Below are 17,988 nucleotides of genomic sequence, written 5' to 3' on the forward strand. Positions count from 1 at the left end.
GGCGGAGGGAAGTGTGGTCAACCACCCGACTGGATGGGGGAGATGGGTGGGGGATGGCTTGCGTGAGTGTCCTGGCGATGGGAACTCCCTTGTCGGTGCGGGTGTTGGCGCGGTGGGGCGGGGGTTGGTGGGTGTTTTGGGGGTGCGGGGCCGTGTGGGTGACTTCGGGGTGACGTGGGTGACTTCGAGGCGGCCGGCACCTGGTGCTCCCCACCTGGTGCTCCCCGCCTGTCGCCGGCCTCGCGTCTCGCGCCTCGCGTCTCGTGTCGCCCTTGGAACCGCTCGCTGCCCGCGTGGTGTCTCGTGCCGCTTGCCACCCGCTGCCCCTCTCGCGCGTCCCGCCTCGTGCCCCGCGCCTCGTCCTGCGCGTTTGGCTCCGTGCCCGGTGCCCAATGCCCCCCGATGCCTGGTGCCCAGTGCCCCGTCCGTCGCGCCTCCTCCCTGGAGTCCGATTCCGAGCCTTGCGTCCCACGTCGGCGGCTCCCCACGCCAGCGCCCAGAAGCCCGGCTCCCGGATCGCCGAATCCCCGAGGCCAGAAGCCCGGCGCCCCGAACCCGGCGCCCCGAACCCGGCGCCCCGAACCCGGCGCCCCGAACCCGGCGCCCGGAAGCCCGAAGCTGCGGAACCCCCTCGCCGTGCCGCCCGGCGCCCCGGATCCCGGCGCCCCGGATCCCGGAAGCCCAGAGCGTCCGCGCCCCGACCCCGGCGTCCGGTGGGCTCTGTTCGGCACGGACACCGCGCTGCGGTCGAACCGGCTCGCCGGGTCGTTCCGTGGCGGGAGTAGTCGTCTCGAACAGCCCGTTGCCCGTCTGGTCGATCGTGTCGCCGAAGGTGGCCGGTAGGGGAACGGTCGGTAAAGACGTGGTAGGTGTTGCCGGTTGTCGTCGAGAGCGGTGGGCGGCTCTCTTCGAGGTCCGTGGTATTGCTTCCCGAACGGGGTTAGTGTGCCGGCGCCGGCTCCGCTATCTTCTGCCGAATGAGCAGGATCCGTAAGACAGCGATCATGGTTGTGGCATGTTTCGGTCTCGCGTTCGCGGGAGTCGCTTCCGCCTACGCGATTCCCGGTCAGCACCCGCAGGTACGCAAGGTCTGTCGGGTACTCGACCCCGAGACCAAGCACGCCAAGCGTGGCAACCATGTCGGCCGCACCGGTGACCCGACGGTCCACCGGCAGCGGCACGACGGCGTGATGGGTGAAGTCGCCGACCACTACTGCGTGTCCGGCGGCAAGCAGAAGCAGAAGCACAAGCAGAAGGTCAACGTCAACCCAAGTGCACAACCTGCAACACGGTGACGGTTGTCGTCCCCTCGTTGAGCAGCACCACCACGATCAAGGGCCCCGCCGCTGCGGTGCGGACGATTCGGTCGTCCTCGCCGTAGCGGACGGTGGCCGTGTACGGGTCGCAGACCAGTTTGTACAGCAGCAGTCCCCAGTGATTGAGCGTCTCCTCGGGGAAGCGGTCGATGACTTCCTGGTGCTCGATGCCGATCCTCGGGCGCCAGGTCACGCGGCACTGCTTTGCGCTCGGCCGCGGGAGATCCACTTGCGGACGACTTCCTCGTCCACCTCGTCGAGATCCGGGTCCTTTCCGGTGGCCCGCACCTGCGCCGCGAGGGCGCGCGCGGATGGCAGACCGGCGATCAGCTCCTCCGCCGCCTGTACGTAGCGGGCCAGCAGGCCGGGCAGCTCGCCGATCGGCGTCAGGTTCACCAGCCGCAGGAATTCGTGCCGGGCTTCGGGGTGCGGGAGCGCATGCGCGATGCGATCCACCGTCCACGGGTCGGTGCTACTCACGCGGGCCTCTCCTCGCTCCGGACGACTCGTCAGCCGCGAGCGGCGAGCCGCGAGCCGCGAGTCGCGAGCCGTGGCCATGGCTCACGATTCACGACTCGTGACTCGTGACTCGTGACTGCCCACTCACGACTCACCAACGTTGATCCGGTCCAGATTAGGGGCCCGACGCGGGTGCGCGGGAGTATGACGGGACCGTCGGGCGATAATCCGCACCGGCGCGTGACAAACCGTCAATATCGGGTGGACGGGCCGCACTTGGCCGACTTGATGGTCCCGCAGTCGTCGGCTGGGGCCGCCTTCTCGATCCGGGTCTCGAGCGGAACGCGACTCACCTCCGAGGACGCCGACGGCGATTCCGGCCGGACCGGCGCCTGCTCGCCCGCGGACTCCTGCTTGGGTGCTCCGGGTACGGCCGAGGCCGGCGCGATGACGCCGGGTGCCGGTCGGGCGCTCGACGCCGGGCTTGCCGCCGCCGGCGGGGGTACGGGTGGCGCCGCCGGACCCACCGATTCCCGGGTCGGGGCGGTCAGGAACAGCCCGGCACCGGCGATCGCCAATACCGCCGCCCCGGCCCCCACGACGGCCGCGCGGCGCCGCCGCCGAGCCCGCTTGCCGCCTGCCACGGCCGCGTCCACCACGCTGGGGAAGTCGGGCTCGGGCTGATCGAGGATCAGCTGGAACAGGTCTCGTTCGTTCATGGCCGGCCTCACCGTTCGGACAGCTCCCACATGTGTTCGCCGACGAGTTCGCGCAGCCGATGCAGGCCCCGCGCGCTCTGGCTCTTGACCGTTCCCGTACTGATCTGCAACGCCTCGGCCGTCTGCTCCACGCTCCAGTCCTCCCAGAAGCGCAGTACCAGGACCGCCCGGTAGCGCGGCGGCAGCCGCAGCAGCGCCGCCCGCAGCGTCAACCGCAGGTCCGGCGACGAGGACTCGACGTCGGGCAGCTGCGGCAGTTCGTCGACCGGTTGCTCGCGCCACCGGCCCTTGCGGTGCTGGTCGATGTACGTACGGGTCATCACCACCCGGGCGTACGCGTCCACGTTGCCGTCCCGATCCAGTCGGCCCCACGCGGTGTACATCTTCATCAGCGTGGTCTGGGTGAGGTCCTGCGCCTCGTACCAGTCGCCGCACAGCAGGTAGGCCGAGCGGCGCAGCTGCGCCTGGCGGGCCTCGGCGTACTCGCGGAACTCCCGTTCACGGGCTGCCTCCCTCACGCGTTCGGTACCCGGGTGGCCAGGGGGTGGTCGGGGCGGTCGCGGGGTTCGCGCACGTCGATCTTCTCCTCACTGGGCCCGGGTCCGCGGCGCGCGAACCCGTCCGGCGGTTGCCGGGGTGCGGGTCGGCCGGTTTTCGAGGGGCCGGTCACCCAGGGGATACGTGGTTCGGCGGCCCTGGGTTGCATGTCGGCGGCGAGATGTTCGGCACGCGTCCGAGCCGGGCCTGCGGTGCAACGTGGGTCGACGCCCCGCCGTACTCCTTTCCGCAAGGTCCGGACCGCCGATCGGGGGTCCGATGCCCAGTGTCCAGCGAGGGAGTACGTACATGATGAACCGCCAAAATCGGACGTCCGGCCGGGGGATCCGTCGTGCGGGCCCGGTGGCCGGAGTGCTCGCCACCGTCGGTATCGCGCTGGGCGCGTGGGTGGGCGTCGCGTCCGCCTCGGGTTCGGACACGCCGAAGTCGCCGCCCGCCTCGGTGACCTCGGTGGCGGGCCAGGGCACCACCGGTGACCGACCCGCGGCGAAGGCGGCCCCCGCCGAGGCCGGGCCGATCCCGGAGTCCGTACCCCGGGTGCTCACGCCGGGCAATACCCACCCCGACAAGAACGCCGGTTCGGGCGTCGTGTCGAGTCCCGTCGAGCCGAGTGCGCAGCTCGACCCGGCGGGCCCGAAGGTCGGTGCCGGCTCGCAGGTCGTGCCGAAGCAGCCGGGCGTCGCCCCGGCGGACGGCGGCGTGGTCACCCCGGCGAAGCGCTGAAGGTCCGGTAGCTGAAGGTCCGGTAGAGGTGCCGGCGAAGCGCTGATCGCTCGCACACACGTGTCGACGGCCGCCGAGCGCTCGGCGGCCGTCGACACGGCACGTCGAAGTGCCTCGGATCGCTTCGAATACGCTCGACTCCGCCGTCGAACACCTCAACGCGCTGATCCGGGCCTGGGGCGTGTCCTCGGTCCCTTCGCCGACGTGCCGACGCGCCGGCCCGCCGACACGTCCGGTGCACGGCACCGGACGCCACCGAGCCCGACGGGGGACCGAGGACCCGCCCCAGCCCTGGCCCAGCCTCAGGTCAAGGAGTCGCCACGTGGTCCCGATCGCCCCGGGGGCAATACCGCTGCTCGGTCACACCCCGGCGCTGCTGCGCGGTCGCTGGGACTTCGTGTCCGCGCTGCGCGTGCACGGGCCGATCGTTCGGGTACGGATCGGGCCGAAGGAGTTGTACGTCCTCAACGACCCCGCGCTGGTACGCAGCGTGCTCGTCGAACACGCGGACACCGTCGAGCGGGACGGCTTCTTCAAGCAGGCCCGGCTGCACATCGGGGACGGCCTGGCCGCCTCGGACGGGCCGCTGCACCGGGCCCAACGGCGCACCCTCCAGCCCGCGTTCCAGCGTTCGCGGATCGGCGGGTACGTGGATGTGATCCGCCGTCAGGCCGACGAGGCGAGCGCCGGATGGCTGCCCGGGTCGACCCTCGCGCTCGATCGCGAGATGACCGAGCTCGGACTCGGCACCCTCGGCCGGTTGATCTTCGGTGAGGACCCGGCGGCGGACGCGGCGGTGGCCGAGGTGCGTCGCTCGTTGCCGGTGTTCATCCAGGAGGTGTTCACCCGCACGCTGATGCCCGAGTGGGCCCGGCGGATGCCCACGCCCGGCAACCGCCGCTTTGCCGAGACGGGTCGCCGGTTGCGGGACGCGATCGCGCTTGCGGTGGAGGCGGGTTCGGGTGCGGGGTTGCTCGGTGAGTTCGCCCGAATGGAGATGTCGCCCGAACTGGTGCGCGACGAGGTCGTATCGCTGCTGATCGCGGGCAACGACAACACCAATGCCACCCTTTCGTGGGTATTTCACGAGATCGGTCGGGACGAGGATGTCCGCAAGCGTCTGCATGCCGAGCTGGACGAGGTGTTGGCGGGCGGGCCGGTGGACGCGGACAACCTCGGCGCGCTCGGGTATACAAGGTGTGTTGTCGACGAGACGCTTCGGCTGTATGCACCGTGGCTGGTGGTGCGTCGGGCCAATCGCGACGTGGACGTGATGGGCCATCACATCCCGGCCGGCAGCGACGTGTTGTACAGCCACCACGCGCTGCACCGGGACCCCGAGGTGTTCCCGGAGCCGGAACGCTTCGATCCGGACCGGTGGCTGGAGCCCGGGTATCGCGGGCAAGTGCGCGGCGTGTACATGCCGTTCGGCGCCGGAGTGCATCGCTGTATCGGCGAACACCTGTTCCTGGCCCAGATCGTCACCACGGTCGCCACGATCTGCGCGCGCTGGGAGCTCGAACCGGCGCCGGGCAAACCGTCCCGACCGAGGACCAGCGCACTGCCGCGCCCGGGACATCTGCCGGTCACCGCCATCCGTCGCGGAAGCCGACGCTGACGCCGCCGCTGACGCGACTCCCGAGCGACCGGCCCACTCCCGAGCGACCCGAACAGCGCCCGAACAGCGCCCGAACAGCGCCCGGACGACGCTCGGATCGCACCCGAACGGCGCTCGCAAAGCGCCCATGCAACACCCATAACAGCGCCCATACAGCGCCCACACAACACCCATACAGCGCCCAAGCGATTTGCCGACACTTCCACCGCTTCGCCGGATTGGCCGCCGAGGCCCGGGAGTTGCTCGCACATGGGGTCGAGTACGGTTCGCGACGTCGGGTCGGCGGGGTGTCGGCACACCCGGGCGATCTTGGCGGGCGGACGACTCGGCCCGCCAACAATTGCCTGAAAGTGCTTGCGGAGCGCCTCGTTTCGGGACCATCGTGGGGCCCGTTCGGTGTCCGGAACGAGATGCTTGCCCGTGATCTTGGGTGGGGTCGGGTTCGTCACATGGCGTCCCCGATCGTGCTGGTCCACGCGGTGGGCAGCGGCCGTCGAATGCTTCGAAAGATCAACTTCGGCGGCTGTTTTCGGGCCGTTCGCCATTCACCTGACAGTGTGTGTGGTGGAAGATACGAGCGGTAGCTCCGAAGTGGATCACGGTCCGCGCGGAACCTGGGTGGACCCGGCAGAGCAAGGGGGCGGAGCCGGTGGTGAAGGCAGCTACGGAACGGCCGGCGGGCAGCGGCGTCGCGGGGCAGGGCGCACCGGCGGGCGCGATGCCGGTCACGCCCACGCGCAGCCTCGGCGCCAGACGCCGGCGTCCCGCGCTGATCGCGCTCTCGGTCGCACTGATCGCGGCGGGTGGCCTCGGCTCGGCGGCGTTCTACCAGCTGGGTGACAAACGGGTGGCCGTGCTCGCGGTCGCGCGTACGGTGCCCTACGGGCAGACCATCGCCGCCGAAGATCTGCGGGTCGTGGAGATCAACGACGCACCCGGGCTGCACCCGATCGGCTCCGGTTCCAAGGCGGTCGTGGTCGGCAAACGTGCGGCCGTCGAGTTGCGCCCGGGCACCCTGCTGACCTCGGATCAGGTCACCGAACGCATCGCGATCCAGCCCGGCGAGACACTCGTGCCGATTGCCGTGGACGGCACCAAGATGCCGGTGCAGCGGGTCACTCCGGGCACCCGGATCCTGGTCGTGACGGCCGCCGCGTCGAGCAGCGCCAACTCCGCCGCGCAGCCCGTCACCGTCGCGGCCACGGTGATCCGCTCCAGCGCGAGCGACTCGAACTCCGGCTCGGGCAAGGCCGTTCTCGATGTGGCGGTGCCGGCCAAGGACGGCCCGGTGCTCGCCCTCCAGGTGGCCGAGGGCCGGTTCTCCATTGTCGTGCTCAACACCGGCAACGCGGACGCGGCGCCGGGCCCCGCGCCGACCAAGGCCGGTGGCGGCACATGACCGTCGTCGCGGTCACCGGCGGCACCGGCGCCCCGGGCGCCACCTCGACCGCACTCGCGCTGCTGCTCACCTGGCCGCTGCCGGCCGGGCGGCGGGTGATCCTGATCGAGGCCGACCCGGACGGGGGTTCGATCCTGGCCGGTGCCCTCCAGGGTCGGGTTTCGGCCGAATACGGCCTGCACCAACTGGGGGTGGCGCACCGTCAGGGAAACCTGGTGGACGCGTTCTTCCGGCAACTGGTGGATCTGTCCGACGGCCGGCGCGAACGGCTGCTGCTGCCCGGCCTGGTCGACCCCACCCAGGCCTCCGGACTTGCCTACACGTGGGATCCGATCTCCCAACTCGCGGCCGGGCTGGGCAATCAGCAGATACCGCACGATGTGATCGTCGACCTGGGTCGGCGCGGCACCACGGGTGCCTCGGCGATCGCCGCCCGCCGGGCCGACCTGGTACTGCCGGTCGTGCGCGGCACGTTGCCCTCGCTGGCCCAGGCCCAGCCCCGGCTGGCCGCGCTGCGCAACGACCTGGACACGCACGGGACCGGGTCCGACTCGATCGCCCTGGTGGTGATCGAGGAGGGCCGCTACTCGCGGCAGGAGATCGGAAAGCACCTGGAGGCGCCGGTCCTGGGGTTGTTGCCGTTCGATCCGGAACGCGCGCGAGTGTTGTCCGCGGGCGAGGGCGACACCGGAAAACGTTTCCTGCGTTCGAAGTTCATGCGCGCCGCGCGGACCACGGCCGAGGCCGCCCTCGCGCTGGCCGCCCAGCGCCGGATGCGGCTGGCCCCGCGCCCGGCCCCCGGCGGCGAGTTGGCGTCCGGTCCGCAGCCGCAGGCGCAACCGACCGGCGACGGTTGGGCGCAGGCCGCCGCCTACATCCGCAAGCCCACGCCGGCCGAGGCCGGCGTCGAGGTCGAGCCGACACTGCGGCCGGCCGGCGAGGAGGCGGGCCATGTTCGATAACGCGCGGCCCCTGCACCCGGATCCGCACAACAAGCCGGAACCGGAATCCGAGGCACCCGCCGAGTCCGGCTACCGCCCGCACATGCACGTGGTGCCGGGGATCCCCGAGGCGGAGGATGTGCTCTACGCGCCGCCCCCGCCACGCACCTGGCCCGAGGGTTTCCAACGCGGCGGCGGCCCGGTCGATCCGAACGCGGCGCCCGCGCAACCCTGGTCGGCGGGCGCGGGCTCGCTCACCCCCGCCGTCGGGCACACCCCGCCGCCGACGCCCGCGAACGGTACGCCCCTCGCCCCCGGCCCGGCCGGCCCGACGAACGGGCAGCTCAACGGCGGCGCCCGGCAAGTGGGCGCCCGGGACGGCATGTTCACCGTGCCGCCCACCGCGAGTGTCACCGCCAACGGCGTCGGCGCGGTCAGCCGGCGACCCCCGGCCGCCACTCCCGCCCCGACCACGAGCGCGAACGCGACCGGCGCCACCGTGCGGCCGCCGCGCAACCCGTCCGGGGATCCGGTCGTGGACCCGGCCGTGGTGCGGATCCTCAAGGATCGCGCGGCCGAACAGCTGCACGAGTTCGACAAGATGTCCCCCGGCATGACCAACGGGGACCGCGAGCAGCGCGGCCGGGCGATCGTCGCCCAGGTCGTCGCCGAGTGGGCCGACATCACCGCACGCGAGCGCGGCATCTCCACGACCCCCGCCGAGGACCGGGCAATGGCCCGCGCGGTGTGGGACTGGTTGTTCCGGGCCGGGCCGTTGGAGCCGTATCTGACCGACCCCGCCGTGGAGAACATCCTGGTCAACGGCTACGACACGGTCTGGGTCGACTACGCGGACCGACCGCGCGTCCAGGTACCACCGCTGACCTCCTCCGACGACGAACTCCGCGAGTTGTTGCGCGATCTGGCCCGGCGGCACGGCAGCGGCGAACGTACCCTGTCCACGGCCCAGCCGACCCTGGCGCTGCGCCTGCCGGACGGCTCGCGCCTGCAGGCGATCACCGAGGTCACCCCGCACACCTACGTGACGATCCGCCGGCACCGGGTCCGCGACGTGCGGCTCGCCGAACTGATCGGACTGGGCACCCTGGACCGGACGTTGGCCGCGTTCCTCGGCTCGCTCGTACGGGCCAAGAAGAACCTGATCATCTGCGGCACCCAGGGCGTGGGCAAGACCTCGCTGCTGCGCGCGTTGTCCCACGAGATCCCCCGGGACGAGCGGATCGGCACCTTCGAGACCGAACTCGAACTGTTCCTCCACGAGTTGGGCCATCTGCGGCAGGTGGTCGCGATCGAGGCCCGGGAGGGCAACGGCGAACGTGGGATCGACGGCAAGTCGGCGGGCGAGCTGACCATCGGCGAACTGATCCCCTCCGCGCTGCGGATGTCGCTGTCCCGGATGATCGTCGGCGAGGTGCGCTCCAGCGAGATCGTGCCGATGTTGCGGGTGATGACCAACGGTGAGGGCGGCTCGATGTGCACACTGCACGTGCGCGAGCCGGACATGATCTTCGACCGGATCGCCGAACTCTGCCTGGAGTACGGCGCGCACATGAGTCCCGAACTGGCCTATCGGCTGGCCTCCAACGCGGTCGACTACGTGGTTTTCGTGCGGATGATCGACGAGACCGCGATCGGCGGCAAACGGCACCGGTTCGTCTCGCACGTCCTGGAGGTGACCGGGATGGGCGAGCACCGCCGCCCGGCCGTGAACACGATCTTCGCGCCCACCAACGACGATCCGCGCGCGGTGGCCCGGATGTACCCCTCGGACATGCCGGACCTGATCCGGGCCGGCTTCAGTCCGCATCTGCTCGACGAGCCGCACGGCTGGCGGCCGTTGCAGCTGAAGCTGCATCAGGTCGGGTGATCGGCATGGGTGACGCGCTGTTGGTCGCGGTCTGCGGATGCCTGCTGGTGGGCGGGGTGATCGGGCTGATCGTCGGCCTCGTCGGCACCTACGACGATCCGACGCCCAAGGCACCGAGTCGGCTGGAGTTGGCGATCCGGCGAATGCGCTCGGGGCCGGTGACGGCCCGTCAGCGGCAGGCCCGGCGGATCCGGTTGGTCGTCGGCGTGGTCGTGGCCGCGCTGGTCTGGTTGTTCACCGGATTCCTGGTCGCCGGACTGCTGGTGATCGCCGCGTTCTGCGGACTGCCCTGGCTGCTCGCGCCGACGAAGAGCGATCGCACCGTGATCAACCGCCTGGACGCGCTGGCCGATTGGACCCGGCGGATCGCCGACCTGATCGAGTTGGGCGCCGGTCTGGAGAACGCGATCCTCACCTCGCGGGCCACCTGCCCCGAACCACTGATCGAGGAAGTCGGCGACCTGGTCAGCCGGTTGCAGTCGCGCTGGCGCCCGGAGGAGGCACTGCGCGCGTTCGCCGCCGACCTCGGCGACGCCACCGCGGACAAGATCGCCGCAGCGTTGATCCTGCGCTCCGCCGATCGAGGACCCGGATTGGCGATGGCGCTGAAAGACCTGGCCGCGACGGTCCGCGAAGAGGTGCGCCAGCGGCGGGCGATCGAGGCGAACCGGGCCGGGGCCCGGATCGCGGTGCGCTGGATCACCTACATCACCCTCGGCGTATCCGCCCTGGTCGTGGTGATCAACCGCAGCTACGCCGAGCCGTACGGGACCGCGGTGGGCCAGTTGGTCCTGCTGCTGATCGCGATGGCGTACATCGGCACGTTGATCTGGATGCGCTCGCTGGCCACCGACCGGATCAAGCCGAGGTTTCTGGTCGCCGACCCGCGCAGTGTGGTCAAGGAGGCCCGCGCGGTGGACACGGAACAGGCCGAGGGCGTGCACAACGCGCCCGTGCTGCGGGGTGAGTGGTCGTGATCCCACCCGAGATGATCGTCAGCGGCTGCGTCCTCGGCACCGGGGTCGCCCTGCTGGTCCGGGAGTTGTGGCCCGCGCCGCCGGATCTGGGCAACGCGCTGCATCGGCTCTCCGGCACGCCCAGGCGGCGTACCGAGGAGGGCGGCGGCAAGTACGACGACCAACTCGTCACCCTGGCCCGGCGGATCCCGGGCTTCCGGGTCCCGCACCGCGAACTCGACCTGGTCGGGGAGAGCGTCGCGCATTTCGTCCGTACCAAGGCGCTGATGGCGCTGCTCGGCCTGATGTTGCCCGCGTTCCTGTCCGCCGTGCTGCTCGCCACCGGGATCGGCGTCGCGTTCTATGTACCGCTGTTCGTCTGCCTGTTGGTGGCGGCGGGCATGTGGTTCGTCCCGGACTTCGCGCTGCGCGATCAGGCCAAGGCGGCCCGGATCGAGTTCCAGCACGCGGCCGCCGCCTACCTGGACCTGGTGGCGCTCGGCCGGGCCGGCGACGCGGGACCGGCGGAGGCCCTGGAGCGGGCCGCGGCGGTGGGGGACGGCTGGGCATTCGCCCGGATCCAGGACGCGTTGGCCCGGGCCCGGGTGGGCAGCGCGGATCCCTGGGACGGCCTGCGCGACCTGGCCAAGGACCTCGACCTGCCCGAACTCGCCGACGTGGCCGACATCATCGAGATGGCCGGCACCGAAGGGGCCGCGGTGTACGGCACCCTGCGGGCCCGCTCCCAGTCGCTGCGCACCGAATTGCTCGCGAACGAACACGAACAGGCGAACGCGGACTCGGAACGGCTCACCGTCCCGGGCACGATGCTCGTGGTGATCATGGGAGTCCTGCTCGGATTCCCGGCAATTTCCCGGATGTTCTCGGTATGAACGGAACGCAAAACCGGGTGCACGATCTCGTGCACGACCCTCGGACTTCGAGCCGTTCTCCGGAAGGAGTACAGGCAATGCAGATCGGTTCCTCGTCCCCCGCGGTGGTCGATCGTGTGGGGACCACCATCAGCAGACTGACCCCGGCCCCGGTGGCCGCCGTCATGGTCGTCACCGGCGGTGTGGTGGACCGCTATCGACGCCTGCGCAAGGAGCGCGACCACGGCGCGGTCAGCATCGAAACCGCGATCATCGTGGGCGTGTTGATCGTCGCGGCGGTCAGCATCGCCGCCGTCATCTACGCGCTGTACCAGAAGTACCGGGGTGGGCTGAAGGATTCCGACAAGGACTACAAGATGCCCAAGCCGGACGGCGCCGACAAGTAGCGAGTCGGGCGACACGTTCCTCATGACGAGATCGGGCAACCGCCCTACCGCCGCGATCCGGCGCCGACTGCGACAGGCAGGCGGGTCGGATCGCGGCAGCATGTCCATCACCATGGCGATCATCTTCCCGGTGTTCATCCTGGTGCTGCTCGCGGTGATCCAGGGCTGCCTGTGGTGGTACGCGCGGGAAGTGGCGATGCAGGCGGCCAAGGAGGGCGTCGAGGAGGGGCGGCGGCAGCACGGCGACCTGCACGCGGCGGAAGATCAAGGGCGCAAGGTGGCGAAGAACCTCAGCGGGGGAATGCTCAAGGATCCGAGGGTGACTCCGGAGCAGACGAAGGATGGGCAACTTCGGGTGACCGTACGTGGCACGTCGTTGTCGATCGTGCCCGGGATCGGGAACCTGACCATCACGCAGCACGCGGACGGGGTCGTCGAGCGGTGGACGAGTCCGAGCCGATGAAAGCCTGGGGGGCGAGGGTGCGCAGGGGGATACCGCGGTCGGACGAGGGGTCGTTCGCGTTGGAGGCGGCGGTACTTGCTCCGATGGTGATCGCGTTCCTGTGTCTGATCATCGCGTTCGGGCGTGTCTCGGTGGCCGGCAACGGGGTGGACGCGGCGGCCAAGGCGGGGGCGCGGGAGGCGTCGATCGCGCGGGATCCGGACAGGGCAAGGGACCTGGCCCAGCGGGCCGTGGACCGCTCCCTGGAGCAGGAGGGCATTGGCTGCCCCGGTGAGCGGCACCATACCGAGGTGGACACCAGTGGGTTCAGTGTCGATGTCGGCCAAGCCGCGACCGTCACCGTGACCGTCACATGCAATGTCTCGCTCTCGGATGTCGCATTCCCGGGGATCCCGGGATCGAAGACGATGAACGGCACCTTCACATCCGTGATCGACACCTACCGGGAGAGGCCGAACAAATGACGGCCTCTTCGGGAACCCGCCGATATCGCCCGGACGTTGCGCCCGAAGCGCGGGACCACGGCTCACTGGCCATCATGCTCGCGATCATGATGGCGGCGATCATCCTGCTCGTCGGCCTGGTCCTGGACGGCGGCGGCAAGTTGCGCGCGGACTCCAAGGCGAACGCATATGCCCAGGAGGCGGCCCGCGCGGCGGGACAGGCGATCGATCCGGCCAAGGCCATCCCCGGGACGGCGATCGTGGTTCCCAAGGAGCGTGCGCAAAAAGCCGCGAACGACTACCTCGACGCCTACAGCGTGGTGAAGGAACGCCACGCGATACCCACCCCCGACGGCCGCTACATCGACGTCTGGGTGACCCTCGAATACAAGACCAAGGTGGCCGCCTTCTTCGGCGTCTCCACCCTCACCGTCAAAGGCCATGCCCGTGCCGGGCTCGTCCATGGGATCAAAGACCCGGAGGACGCACCGTGACCGTTACCCAAGGCCCTCGTCCCGGCGCCGGCCCCGGACTCCGGGCGCACGCGCGCACTCGTGACGGCCGGGGCAGGCGCCGCGGACCCGGCCGCTTCCTGTTCGACCTGGTACGCGGTCTGGTCAGCCTCGTCGTGCTGTTCGCGCTGCTGGTCGGGCTGCCCGCGTTGCTCGTCGTATCCACCACGACGCTGCTGCCGCACCGGTTACCCGCACTCGACGAGGTCGGCAGGATTCTCACCGCGCCCGACGACGGGCGCGGGTTCCTCGCGGCGCTCGCGATCGTCGCGTGGCTCGCCTGGTTGTGCTTCGCGATCTCCGTGGTGGTGGAAATCCCGGCCCAGGTCCGGGGGTTGTCCGCGCCGCGGATCCGCGGTCTGGGGTGGAGCCAGAAGGCGGCCGGGGCGCTGATCGGCGGCATCATGCTGATGCTGCCCGCCGGTACCGCGTTGGCCGCCGGTGAGGCGCAGGCCGCGCCGCAGTTCCCGGACCGGGTCGCGAGCGCGCCGACTCGGGCCGTCGAGCAGGAGATCCCGGTCCGGGTACAGGAACCCGGGCCGAGCGCCGGTCCCACGCACACCGTCCAGCGCGGCGACTCGTTGTGGACGATCGCGGAGGAGCGGCTCGGCGACGGCAAGCGGTGGACCGAGATCGCCAAGCTCAACGAGGGCAAGGTGATGGCGAACGGGCAGAAGTTCGATTCGGCGGACTACGTCGAGGAGGGCTGGGTGCTCGCGCTGCCCGCCAACGCGGGCCCGGCGCCCGAGGTCAAGGCCGCCCACGCGCCGGAGACCGCGCCCGGAGCGGCCGGTGAGGTGCCCCGGGCGCTGCCGAAGACGGTCACCGTCAAGCCGGGCGACACTCTGTCCGACATCGCCAAGGAGCTGCTCGGCGACGGCGACCGCTATCCGGAGATCTTTGCGGCAAACAAGGACAAGCCGCAGACCACCGGCGCCGCCCTGACCGATCCGAACACGATCGAGCCCGGCTGGACGTTGTCCATCCCGGGCGGCGGCGACGCGGGCCCCCAGTTGCCTCAGCAGCAGCAGGAGCAACAACCACCGCAGCAGCCGGCACAGCAACAGCCTCCTCAGCAACAACCTCCTCAGCAACAGCCCCCGCAACAGCAGCCCCCGCCGCAGCAACCCCCGGCGTCCGCACCCCCCGTCGAGCAGCAGAAGCCGTTCGTCGAGACGCCGCCGCAGATCGCCAAGCAGGACCCGATCGCCGCGCCGAGCGCGCCCGCGGCGTCGAGCGAGGCGCCGAAGCAGAAGACCGACAACACCAACCCCACCGGCAGCCGGGCCGAGGCGCCGAGCCCCGCCGGCGAGCAGAGTTCGGTACCCGTCGGTGCGCTCGCGCTCGGCGCGGTCGGCGCCGCGGCGGTGCTCGGCGCGCTGTTGGTCCGCCGTCGACTACAGCAGTCGGTGCGGCGGGACGGGCGCCGGATCGCGATGCCCGCACCGGCCGCCGCCGACCTCGAACAGCAACTTCGCGCCACCGAGACCCCGGACGCGCTCGACCTGTTCGACCGCACGCTGCGCACGCTGTGTGCGCGGATGTCGGACACCGGCCGGACCCTGCCGCTGATCGACTCGGTGCAGTTGACCGACCAACAGCTCGAACTGCACCTGGCCGCGCCGTCGCCGCCGCTGTACCCCTTCGAGGCCGTACACGGCGACCACATGCACTGGACCTGCCCGGCCGACGCCGAGTTGTTGCACACCAGCGCCGCGGCCAACGTACCCGCGCCCTATCCGGCGCTGGCCGTGCTCGGCGAAACCGACGACGGCAGGCAGTTGTTGATCGATCTCGAATCGCTCGGCGTGGTCGGCCTCACCGACGGCACCGGGGAAGACAACCTCGCCGTACTGCGCGCGTTGGCCGTCGAGTTGCTCTCCAACGTGTGGAGCGACGACCTGTGTGTGACGGTGGTCGGCTTCGGCCGCGAACTGCGCGACGTCGAACGTGAGGGACGCCAGCAATTGCGCTACGCCTACTCGCTGGACGAGGCGCTGGGCCGGTTGGCGACCTGGTCCGACGAGGTGGTCGGGCTACTCGACGACGCCAGGTTGACCTCCCCCCGGCAGGCCCGGACCAAGGGCATCCTGCCGGACACCTGGCCGCCGGAGATCGTGCTGTCCCTGGAGCCGTTGACCGAGGCACACGTGTCGCACATCCAGCGGTTGACCAACACCTACCCGCGCGCTGCCGCCGCGATCATCGCGCCGGTGCACTCGGAACCGTGGCTCAGCGGCCTCGGGGTGACCCGATTGCCCACCGTGCCCGGGGTGGTGACGCCGAGTCGGATCAATACCGACGTTCATGTCCAGCGGTTGGAGGATCCGCAGTACCAGGCGCTGGTGAGCATGTTCACGGTCTCCAAGGACCTGGACGGGGTGCCCGCCGACGAGGTGCTGATCCCGGGGCAGCGGGCCGAACACGAGGCGGAACCCGCGCACGTGGGCGCCGGTCCGGCCGCCGCCGGCAGCATGTCCTCCGCCGCCTGGTCCGCGGTCGGCGGGATGGAGCGACCGGCCCGGGTGGGCGGCGGGACCGCGGCCGAGCCGGCCGCCGAGTTCGCCGCGTCGCCCGCGTACTACCAGCCCGATCCCACCGATCCCGAGCCGGACGAACGGGTGTTCGCCGCTCCCGGGCGGCCCGGAGTCGGCCCGCTGCAGGGCGGCGGCCACACCGGCACCGGCTCGTGGGGCGCCGCCGTATACCCGGTCGCGGGGCTGCCGTTGGCGCCGCCGGAGCGGATCGAACGTGGTGGTGGTTCGGTGGAGGACACCGGCTCGCTGCCGCTGCCGTGGTTGCCCGAGGACCCGCACGAGTACCACCGGCAGGCGGCCGGCGAGGCGGAACGCGCCGCCGAACCGCAGCTGTTCCAGTACCAGGGCGGCCCGGGCGACGGGCAACCACCCGTCGAATCCGGCGAGTTCCCGCACGGTGGCGAACCGGTCGAGCCGCTCCGCGAGGCCACCGGACTCGAGTCCGGATACCCGGAACAGTCATATGCCGAACCGCCTTATGCGGAATCGCCGTATCCGCATCCGCCATATGGCGGTGCAGCGCCGGTGCCGCCATCCTTCGAGGAGCCGGCCGCCGACGGGTCGGTCCGGGCCGGGTCGGTGTATGCCGAGCCGATCGCCGAGGCGGCGGTCGTCGCCCCGCCGAGCCACGAGGAACAGCCGCCGGCGGCGGCGCACTTCGGGCCGGAGGAGTCCGACATCGCGGGGTTCGGGCCACCGGACCCGGCGGACTCGACGCTCGGGGAACCGGTCTTCGGACTGTCCCCGACGCCCGAACGGCCCGTCGGGCCGGCCCCCTTGGTCGGCGAGACGCGGATCGGGCAGGCCGGGCACGACGAACCAGGACCCGAAGGGGTGGACGATCCCGAGGACCACCCCCACCCACCCACCGAGGACGCCGGACCGCCGGCCGAACCGGTGGCGGCCGCACAGGCCCCGGACGAGGGAACGGCAGTGTCCATCGACGCTCGGACCAGCACCGGAGAACAAGCCCCACCGTGGCACGTCGACGACGCCCCGGAGGGTACCTACGAGACCTACGCGGCGCACGCCGCCGACGGGCACGGGGGAGTACGGGCCGATGTGCACTCCGCCCCGGGCACGCAGGTGCTGGGCCCGGACGACGAGGTCGACCTGATGCAGGGCCGCGCACGCGGGCGCGTCGCCCCGGCGCCGAGCGCGGCCGAGATCGCCGTGCCGAGGCCGGCGCAGCGGGCCGCGGCCGGCGTGGAGATGCCGTCCGCCGAGTACTGGGGTGCCCCGGGGCAGGTCCAGGAGGGCCTGACCGCCGAGGACTCCGGGGCGTTCCTGGTGGTCGCGCCGGAGGCGGAGGTGCCGGTGGTCGATGCCCCCGAGGTGGGTTCGGCGTGGGACGTGGCACCGCCGGTGGCCGCGTTGCCGGCCGAGGTGCCGCTGCCCGTCGGGCAACCGGCGGAGGGCTTCGCGCCGACCTACCCGGAGATCCGGATACTGGGCCAGGTCGATCTGATCGGGGTCGGCGAGGAGGTCGAGCACGGCCGCCGGGCCCGACTCACCGAACTCGCCGCCTGGATCGCCCTGCACCCGGGCCGCCCGCTGGCCGAACTCGACGCGGCCGTCTGGCCGTTGGGCGTCACCGCGACCGCGCGCAACTCGGCGATCAGCCAACTGCGCCGCTGGGTGGGCACCGGCCAGGATGGTACGAGCCATCTGCCGGCGGCGATCGGCGGCGGGGGCTACGCGTTCGGACCGGGCTTCGCGTGCGACTGGTTCCGCTTCCGCGAGCTGGTCGCGGCCGGCCTGTACGGGAACCACGAGATCGCGATGGACTACGCCCGGGCGCTCGACATAGTGCGCGATGCGCCATTCGACGGGGTCGGCCCGCGCCGCTACGTCTGGGCCGAGCCGTTCCGCCAGCAGATGATCGCGGAGATCGTCGACGTCGCCGCCCGGCTGGCGGACTACCACCTGGACAACCACGACCCGCAGGCCGCCAAGCGGGCCTGCTCGGTCGGCCTGGTGGTGTGCCCGGAATCGCAGATGCTCTACCGGACGATGTTCCGAGCCACCCATATAACGGGCGATCGTGCGGAGTTGGACTACTACGTGGACCGGCTGGACGGGCTGCTGGCCGGACTCGGCGCGGAACCCGAGCCGCTCACCGTCGAGTTGTTGCGGGACCTGTTGGACGACTGACGGCCCGGCCGCGGGCGGACCGG

General features: G+C 71.3%; 17 protein-coding genes. 13 read left to right on the plus strand and 4 right to left on the minus strand.

What is annotated here, in order from left to right:
• Positions 1 to 977 precede the first annotated feature (977 nt).
• Positions 978 to 1,295, plus strand: a complete 318-nt coding sequence (locus tag ABIA38_RS14430) for a hypothetical protein (RefSeq protein ID WP_424639000.1) — start codon at positions 978 to 980, stop codon at positions 1,293 to 1,295.
• Here ABIA38_RS14430 and ABIA38_RS14435 read toward each other — a convergent pair.
• From ABIA38_RS14435 to ABIA38_RS14450, 4 genes are all read right to left on the minus strand, one after another.
• A complete protein-coding gene (locus ABIA38_RS14435) occupies positions 1,264 to 1,509 on the minus strand; it encodes a hypothetical protein (protein ID WP_424639001.1) in 246 nt (81 codons plus the stop codon). The genes ABIA38_RS14430 and ABIA38_RS14435 overlap by 32 nt on opposite strands.
• The gene (locus ABIA38_RS14440) at positions 1,506 to 1,796 is read right to left on the minus strand and encodes a hypothetical protein (protein WP_424639002.1); all 291 of its coding nucleotides are present in this window, start codon (positions 1,794 to 1,796) and stop codon (positions 1,506 to 1,508) included. The genes ABIA38_RS14435 and ABIA38_RS14440 overlap by 4 nt, the downstream gene beginning before the upstream one ends.
• Positions 1,797 to 2,026: 230 nt before the next feature.
• Complete coding sequence (locus ABIA38_RS14445; RefSeq protein ID WP_424639003.1) at positions 2,027 to 2,494, minus strand: hypothetical protein; 468 nt, start codon at positions 2,492 to 2,494, stop codon at positions 2,027 to 2,029.
• 8 nt (positions 2,495 to 2,502) lie between these two features.
• On the minus strand, positions 2,503 to 3,012 hold the full coding sequence (locus tag ABIA38_RS14450) for a SigE family RNA polymerase sigma factor (RefSeq protein ID WP_424639004.1): 510 nt from the start codon (positions 3,010 to 3,012) through the stop codon (positions 2,503 to 2,505).
• Between the two features lie 328 nt (positions 3,013 to 3,340).
• Here ABIA38_RS14450 and ABIA38_RS14455 point away from each other — a divergent pair, with 328 nt between their 5' ends.
• The 12 genes from ABIA38_RS14455 to ABIA38_RS14510 all read left to right on the plus strand — a co-directional run bounded on the left by ABIA38_RS14455 (position 3,341) and on the right by ABIA38_RS14510 (position 17,965).
• Positions 3,341 to 3,775 carry a hypothetical protein gene (locus ABIA38_RS14455; RefSeq protein ID WP_424639005.1) on the plus strand — a complete coding sequence of 145 codons (435 nt, stop codon included), beginning with the start codon at positions 3,341 to 3,343 and terminating at the stop codon, positions 3,773 to 3,775.
• 322 nt (positions 3,776 to 4,097) lie between these two features.
• The gene (locus tag ABIA38_RS14460; RefSeq protein WP_424639006.1) at positions 4,098 to 5,393 is read left to right on the plus strand and encodes a cytochrome P450; all 1,296 of its coding nucleotides are present in this window, start codon (positions 4,098 to 4,100) and stop codon (positions 5,391 to 5,393) included.
• A gap of 652 nt (positions 5,394 to 6,045) precedes the next feature.
• Positions 6,046 to 6,792 (plus strand): SAF domain-containing protein, encoded by a 747-nt coding sequence (locus tag ABIA38_RS14465; RefSeq protein WP_424639007.1) that lies wholly within the window; start codon positions 6,046 to 6,048, stop codon positions 6,790 to 6,792.
• The gene (locus ABIA38_RS14470; RefSeq protein WP_424639008.1) at positions 6,789 to 7,754 is read left to right on the plus strand and encodes a hypothetical protein; all 966 of its coding nucleotides are present in this window, start codon (positions 6,789 to 6,791) and stop codon (positions 7,752 to 7,754) included. Before ABIA38_RS14465 ends, ABIA38_RS14470 begins: the two co-directional genes overlap by 4 nt.
• Positions 7,744 to 9,621 carry an ATPase, T2SS/T4P/T4SS family gene (locus ABIA38_RS14475; protein ID WP_424639009.1) on the plus strand — a complete coding sequence of 626 codons (1,878 nt, stop codon included), beginning with the start codon at positions 7,744 to 7,746 and terminating at the stop codon, positions 9,619 to 9,621. Before ABIA38_RS14470 ends, ABIA38_RS14475 begins: the two co-directional genes overlap by 11 nt.
• 5 nt (positions 9,622 to 9,626) lie before the next feature.
• Entirely contained in the window at positions 9,627 to 10,598 is a 972-nt protein-coding gene (locus ABIA38_RS14480; protein ID WP_424639010.1) for a type II secretion system F family protein, read from the plus strand.
• Entirely contained in the window at positions 10,595 to 11,470 is an 876-nt protein-coding gene (locus tag ABIA38_RS14485) for a hypothetical protein (RefSeq protein ID WP_424639011.1), read from the plus strand. Before ABIA38_RS14480 ends, ABIA38_RS14485 begins: the two co-directional genes overlap by 4 nt.
• Positions 11,471 to 11,547: 77 nt before the next feature.
• A complete protein-coding gene (locus tag ABIA38_RS14490) occupies positions 11,548 to 11,856 on the plus strand; it encodes a hypothetical protein (protein ID WP_424639012.1) in 309 nt (102 codons plus the stop codon).
• Between the two features lie 100 nt (positions 11,857 to 11,956).
• Positions 11,957 to 12,319, plus strand: coding sequence for a TadE/TadG family type IV pilus assembly protein (locus ABIA38_RS14495; protein WP_424639013.1), 363 nt, complete (start codon positions 11,957 to 11,959; stop codon positions 12,317 to 12,319).
• Positions 12,316 to 12,783, plus strand: coding sequence for a TadE family protein (locus ABIA38_RS14500; RefSeq protein WP_424639014.1), 468 nt, complete (start codon positions 12,316 to 12,318; stop codon positions 12,781 to 12,783). Before ABIA38_RS14495 ends, ABIA38_RS14500 begins: the two co-directional genes overlap by 4 nt.
• Complete coding sequence (locus tag ABIA38_RS14505; protein WP_424639015.1) at positions 12,780 to 13,256, plus strand: pilus assembly protein TadG-related protein; 477 nt, start codon at positions 12,780 to 12,782, stop codon at positions 13,254 to 13,256. The genes ABIA38_RS14500 and ABIA38_RS14505 overlap by 4 nt, the downstream gene beginning before the upstream one ends.
• On the plus strand, positions 13,253 to 17,965 hold the full coding sequence (locus ABIA38_RS14510; protein ID WP_424639016.1) for a LysM peptidoglycan-binding domain-containing protein: 4,713 nt from the start codon (positions 13,253 to 13,255) through the stop codon (positions 17,963 to 17,965). The genes ABIA38_RS14505 and ABIA38_RS14510 overlap by 4 nt, the downstream gene beginning before the upstream one ends.
• The last annotated feature ends 23 nt before the right edge of the window (positions 17,966 to 17,988 follow it).

Source organism: Embleya sp. AB8, assembly GCF_049739465.1.
In the GTDB taxonomy this organism is placed as follows: domain Bacteria; phylum Actinomycetota; class Actinomycetes; order Streptomycetales; family Streptomycetaceae; genus Embleya.

Coding starts and splice junctions, on each gene's coding strand:
- ABIA38_RS14430 (WP_424639000.1), top strand. CDS start 978: ATGAGCAGGATCCGTAAGACAGCGATCATGGTTGTGGCATGTTTCGGT.
- ABIA38_RS14445 (WP_424639003.1), bottom strand. CDS start 2,494: ATGAACGAACGAGACCTGTTCCAGCTGATCCTCGATCAGCCCGAGCCC.
- ABIA38_RS14455 (WP_424639005.1), top strand. CDS start 3,341: ATGATGAACCGCCAAAATCGGACGTCCGGCCGGGGGATCCGTCGTGCG.
- ABIA38_RS14470 (WP_424639008.1), top strand. CDS start 6,789: ATGACCGTCGTCGCGGTCACCGGCGGCACCGGCGCCCCGGGCGCCACC.
- ABIA38_RS14475 (WP_424639009.1), top strand. CDS start 7,744: ATGTTCGATAACGCGCGGCCCCTGCACCCGGATCCGCACAACAAGCCG.
- ABIA38_RS14480 (WP_424639010.1), top strand. CDS start 9,627: ATGGGTGACGCGCTGTTGGTCGCGGTCTGCGGATGCCTGCTGGTGGGC.
- ABIA38_RS14490 (WP_424639012.1), top strand. CDS start 11,548: ATGCAGATCGGTTCCTCGTCCCCCGCGGTGGTCGATCGTGTGGGGACC.
- ABIA38_RS14495 (WP_424639013.1), top strand. CDS start 11,957: ATGTCCATCACCATGGCGATCATCTTCCCGGTGTTCATCCTGGTGCTG.
- ABIA38_RS14500 (WP_424639014.1), top strand. CDS start 12,316: ATGAAAGCCTGGGGGGCGAGGGTGCGCAGGGGGATACCGCGGTCGGAC.
- ABIA38_RS14505 (WP_424639015.1), top strand. CDS start 12,780: ATGACGGCCTCTTCGGGAACCCGCCGATATCGCCCGGACGTTGCGCCC.